This window comes from Prosthecobacter sp. (assembly GCF_044222345.1).
Classification (GTDB): Bacteria; Verrucomicrobiota; Verrucomicrobiia; order Verrucomicrobiales; family Verrucomicrobiaceae; genus Prosthecobacter.
In genome coordinates this window covers 1-4405 of the sequence record NZ_JBGANL010000130.1, presented here as the reverse complement: position 1 = coordinate 4405, position 4405 = coordinate 1, and the positions used below count along the sequence as shown (strand labels likewise).

At 62.3% G+C, this 4405-nt stretch carries 4 protein-coding genes and 1 pseudogene; 3 read left to right on the top strand and 2 right to left on the bottom strand.

Going from position 1 to position 4405, the window contains the following annotated elements; all coding sequences use genetic code 11:
- Together ACILSL_RS26980 and ACILSL_RS26975 are read right to left on the bottom strand one after the other, a co-directional pair.
- Positions 1 to 352: pseudogene (locus ACILSL_RS26980) on the bottom strand (hypothetical protein); the annotation flags it as partial.
- 365 nt (positions 353 to 717) lie between these two features.
- On the bottom strand, positions 718 to 1341 hold the full coding sequence (locus ACILSL_RS26975) for an RNA recognition motif domain-containing protein (protein ID WP_395735174.1): 624 nt from the start codon (positions 1339 to 1341) through the stop codon (positions 718 to 720).
- Between the two features lie 449 nt (positions 1342 to 1790).
- Between ACILSL_RS26975 and ACILSL_RS26970 the strand changes: the two genes are divergently transcribed.
- The 3 genes from ACILSL_RS26970 to ACILSL_RS26960 all read left to right on the top strand — a co-directional run bounded on the left by ACILSL_RS26970 (position 1791) and on the right by ACILSL_RS26960 (position 3966).
- Positions 1791 to 2036, top strand: coding sequence for a glutaredoxin family protein (locus ACILSL_RS26970; protein WP_395735173.1), 246 nt, complete (start codon positions 1791 to 1793; stop codon positions 2034 to 2036).
- Between the two features lie 265 nt (positions 2037 to 2301).
- Positions 2302 to 2913 (top strand): DUF6580 family putative transport protein, encoded by a 612-nt coding sequence (locus ACILSL_RS26965; protein WP_395735172.1) that lies wholly within the window; start codon positions 2302 to 2304, stop codon positions 2911 to 2913.
- Between the two features lie 21 nt (positions 2914 to 2934).
- Positions 2935 to 3966, top strand: coding sequence for a spermidine/putrescine ABC transporter substrate-binding protein (locus ACILSL_RS26960; RefSeq protein WP_395735171.1), 1032 nt, complete (start codon positions 2935 to 2937; stop codon positions 3964 to 3966).
- Positions 3967 to 4405 lie beyond the last annotated feature (439 nt).

The following is a 4405-nucleotide window of genomic DNA, read 5'->3' as shown; positions in this document are numbered from 1 at the left end:
CGCCGGTCAGAACGGTGAAGCCCATCCTGGCGATGGCCGCGCCCATGTCCCGCGCCAGCTGGTAGTAGCGGTGCTTTTCATCAAAGCGTGCGGAGCCGAAGACGGTGATGCACGGCCCCACGAAATGCAGCGCACGAAAGCCGAGCATGAAATCCTTCGCCACGCTGTAGAGCAGCTGCAGATCCCGCAGACGGCGGTTCGGGCCGCTGAGGAGCGCGCGGTCTTCCAGCTTGTTGCAGAACTGCTCATCGGCGCGGATCTCTGCGGGGGTGACTGGCGTGACGGTAGCCGGGCCGCTGGAGGACACCGTTCCGGGTTCGGGTTCACGGTCGAGAAGGGTTGGGGCAGGCATGGTTGGTTTGATAAGCTTGGAAGGCAGAGGCGGTGTTTTTGTTCACCACGATATGAATTATTTAATGAATTCCCAAACTGATTTCCAGCAAGCGCGCGTGGAGCCTCTTTCTGGCATGTTGTTTTGAAAGCCATGGGCACCTTCGATTCTGCCGCAGAGGGGCGGAGAGGCAGAGGGAGCAGAGAAGAGATTGAATCTCTGCCACCTCTGCTCCTTTGCCCCTCTGCGGCAAACCGAGCCTCCACAGGCTGTCCAAACGGGAAAAAAGTCCCGGCGAATTCCCCCTCTCAGAGGGCTGCCAAGAAAAAGCCCGCAGGCTCCGTGTGAGAACCTGCGGGCGCAATGAAAACAAAGGATGCGGCCTATCAGGCGGCGTGCGCTTCTTCGTGGGAAGGAGCGTCAGAGTCTTCGCCGCGGTTGTTCGGCTTGGCACCGCTGAGCTGCAGCGGGCGGCCCATGAAGTCCTTGCCGCTGAGCTCTGCCACGGCGCGGCGTGCTTCTTCCACGCTGCCCATGGTCACAAAGGCAAAGCCCTTGGAGCGCTGGGTGCGGCTGTTCACCACGACTTCGGCATTCTTCACAGCGCCGACGCCGTTGAAGAGTTCAAAGAGATCGCTCTCGGAGGCGTCATAGGACAGATTGCCCACGTAGAGGCGGTCGGTGGTGATGTCCGCCGGGTTCACGGCAGGAGGAGCCTCACGGCGCACGCGGGGCTCGCGCTGCGGGCGGGGATTGTCATTGGTGGAACCTGGCACCGTGCTGCTGCGGTCGGACTGCGGGCGGCTCTTGGGCTTGGACTTGCCGAGGCCGAAGAAGCCCAGGATCTTCTGGAAGAAGGAAGGAGGGGCATTGCGGCTTTCGCGGCCACCTTCACGGGTGGGGCGTGGGCCTTCAGGACGGGGACCACGTGGGCGGTTGCGATTGCGGTTGCGACGGGGGCCGTTGCCGGAGGAGCTGCCTCCGCCATTGCGGTTGGGATAATCGGACATGAGTTGAGTTTACGTAGGGGTGGGTTGCGTGTTCATGCAGGGCCGGGGTGCTGATAGGGGCGGCGGGCGGGAACGGGCGGCTTGCCTCTTCCACGGGTCCGCGGCACGCGGCGGACCGCACACGCGGCCTGCCACAGCACCACCACGGGCTGCTGCGGTTTTCAAAGCTGGGCCGCAATGGCCCTGCCTGCCCTAGAGTCATTTCCGCGCACACTTGCAGCACTTTGGAGATTCCTTTCGGGCGTTCCATCCGCTGGAACGCTTCCTGCTGCGCTGTCGGGGGTCGAAGATAGCGCATGGGGAGTTGACGTTCAAAGGGACGGGCTTCGGAGCACTCAAAGAAGGCTCTGAAAACAGCGGGCGGACTGTAATCAGGCCACGGAGGTGGTCAACCGAGAATCACGTACGCATTGCTTGCCCCCGCCGGGCTTTCACCCCATCATGGCCCCATGGTCAAACCCATCGTTTATCTCAAAACCGGCTGCCCCTGGTGCGAAGAAGTCACGGAATACCTTGATGCCAAGCGCATTGACTACGAAGCCGTCGTCGTTTCCGGCAATCGCGAGGCCATGCAGGCCATGATCGACCTCAGCGGCCAGAGCAAAGCCCCCACCATGGACTGGGACGGCGAGGTGCTGGCCGACTTCGGCGTGGATGAGCTGGTGCCGTTTTTGAAGAAAAAGGGCGCGGTGTAGCGGGGCGCAGGATCGGCACTTCAGAAATCAACAATCCCTGTTCATCAATCGTCAATCGCGCACGGCCTGGCTGCCCTGAGGCCGGAGGATTGACGATTGTCGAGCAATCGATTTTTGATTTTCGAAGTTCCAAACCTCCGGCAGGCGCACACGACGGGTGATGCCGCTTCGTTGCGCGAGTCTTGACAGTCTCAGGCCTTCGTCATTCTGCATTCGTCATTCACCCGCTCCTTGCCAGAAGCGCCAGAACCTGCATCTTGCCGCCATGTCTTCCCCTGATTCCCGCCCCGCCTCCCGTGCGTTTCTGCTGCCGCTTGCCTTGATCGTCGCCGCCGCTGCGTTTCGCTGGGCCAAGCTCAAAGGCTACGTCACCCTGGAAGTGCTCGAAAACTTCACGCCATGGATGGCGCTGGCCTTCACCGGCACGCTGGTCTTTTCCAAACGGGTGCCCTTCATCCTCATCCCGCTCCTGCTTGTGCTGATCGATGCCGCCGCCACCGGCCTGCAATCCGTGCTGCACTGGGAGGCCCTGGCGGTGTATCCCTGCTTTGCCATCGCCGCGCTGCTGGCCAGCCGCTGGCGTGGGCAGATGGGCATGCTCGGCAGCTTGCTCGGCGTGGTCGGCTGCACCGTTGCCTTCTACCTGATCACCAACACCGTGGCATGGATCAGCGCCCCCGTGTATGCCAAGACTCTCTCCGGCCTCATCCAGGCTCTCACCACTGGCGATCCCCTTTTCGCTCCTTCCTGGTTCTTCCTGCGGAACTCCCTCGTGAGCGATCTCGGCTTCAGCCTCCTGCTTCTCGCCGCTTACAACACGGAGGCCGCCTTCCGCCAGCAGCAGCGCATCCCGCTGCGTCAGCCCCTGGCCGCCTGAGCCCCCTGCCCTCCCACGGCCATGAAGCGCATCGCATGGCTCTTCAGTCTCGTGCTGGCCTGCGCCACGCTCTGCGCGCAGGCGGAGACGCTGCACCTCTACACCTGGGCGGACTACATCAGCCCGGAGGTGGTGCAGAAGTTTGAGAAGCAGCACGGCTGCAAGGTCGTCATCGACACCTTCGACTCGAACGAAAGCATGTACGCCAAGTTCAAGGCGGGCGCTGCTGGGTATGATCTGGTATTCCCCACCGCCTACATGATCCAGGTGATGCACGCGCAGGGCATGCTGGCGGATCTCGATCACAAGCTCATCCCCAACCTCCCAAACATCGACCCCGCCGTGCTGGCGAAGGTGAAGGACCAGACCATGGCGCACAGCGTGCCCTACACCCTGGCCTATGCCTGCATCGCCGTGCGTGCGGACAAAATCAAAGGCGCGCCCGCCGAAGCCACCTGGGCCCTGTTTGACCGCGCCGCCCTGGCCGGACGCATGACCCTGCTGGACGACATGCGCGAGAGCATCGGCGCCGCGCTAAAATCCCTCGGCCACAGCATCAACACGCGTGATGAGGCCCAGCTCGCCGCCGCGCGGGATGTCCTCATCCGCTGGAAGAAGAACATCGCCCGCTTTGACAACGAAGGCTACAAGAGCGGCATCGACTCCGCCGAATTCCTCCTCGTGCATGGCTACAGCGGCGACCTCTTCCAGGTGCAGATGGAAAACCCCAAGATCCAGATCCTCATCCCGCGCGAAGGCGTCACCATGGGCTGCGATGAAATGGTCATCCCCAAGACCGCGAAGCAGCCCGCCCTCGCACACGCCTTCATCAACTTCGTCCTCGATCCCGCCATCGCCGCCGAAAACATGGAATGGATGGGCTACTACTGCCCCAACAAACCCGCGCTGGCCAAAGTCAGCCCCGAGTTCCTCAAGAACCCCGCCGTGACCATCCCCGCCGAACTGCAGGCCAGGTGCGAAGTCATCGAAGACCTCGGCCCCGACCTCGCGAAGTACACCAAGGTGTGGGACCAGGTGAAGGCGGCACGGTAGGCAGCCCTGGGGTCTGTACTGGGAGCGCCGATGTCCACATCGGCTCCGGGAAGCTCCGCAGCGGGAAGACGCGCCGCTCTTCCAGTGAGCCTCATGCCATGGGCGTAGGTAAAGGGACGCTCACCCAGAGCCGATAAAATATCGGCGCTCCCAGCAAAGAGCTGCCGCCCAACGCGGAGTGCCATTTCCGTACTGGGAGCGCCGATGTTCACATCGGCTCCGGAAAGCTCCGCCGCAAAACCACACTCCGCAATTCCAGTGCGTTTCATTGCATGTCGATGCCGCAAGGGACGCCCCCCCCCAGAGCCGATAAAATATCAGTAGTGTTCGGCAGGGAAGGTGCTGGCGGGATAAAAAATGACTCCAGGCTGTAAAAGAGCTGTACCTTTGCCGTGCAGGTGGCATGAACTGCGCATGCCAGAGTCAACGCCAGCCTCCG

Bases quoted from the DNA above. Each gene is read 5' to 3' on its own strand.
- ACILSL_RS26975 (WP_395735174.1), bottom strand. From the start codon at position 1,341: ATGTCCGATTATCCCAACCGCAATGGCGGAGGCAGCTCCTCCGGCAAC.
- ACILSL_RS26970 (WP_395735173.1), top strand. From the start codon at position 1,791: ATGGTCAAACCCATCGTTTATCTCAAAACCGGCTGCCCCTGGTGCGAA.
- ACILSL_RS26965 (WP_395735172.1), top strand. From the start codon at position 2,302: ATGTCTTCCCCTGATTCCCGCCCCGCCTCCCGTGCGTTTCTGCTGCCG.
- ACILSL_RS26960 (WP_395735171.1), top strand. From the start codon at position 2,935: ATGAAGCGCATCGCATGGCTCTTCAGTCTCGTGCTGGCCTGCGCCACG.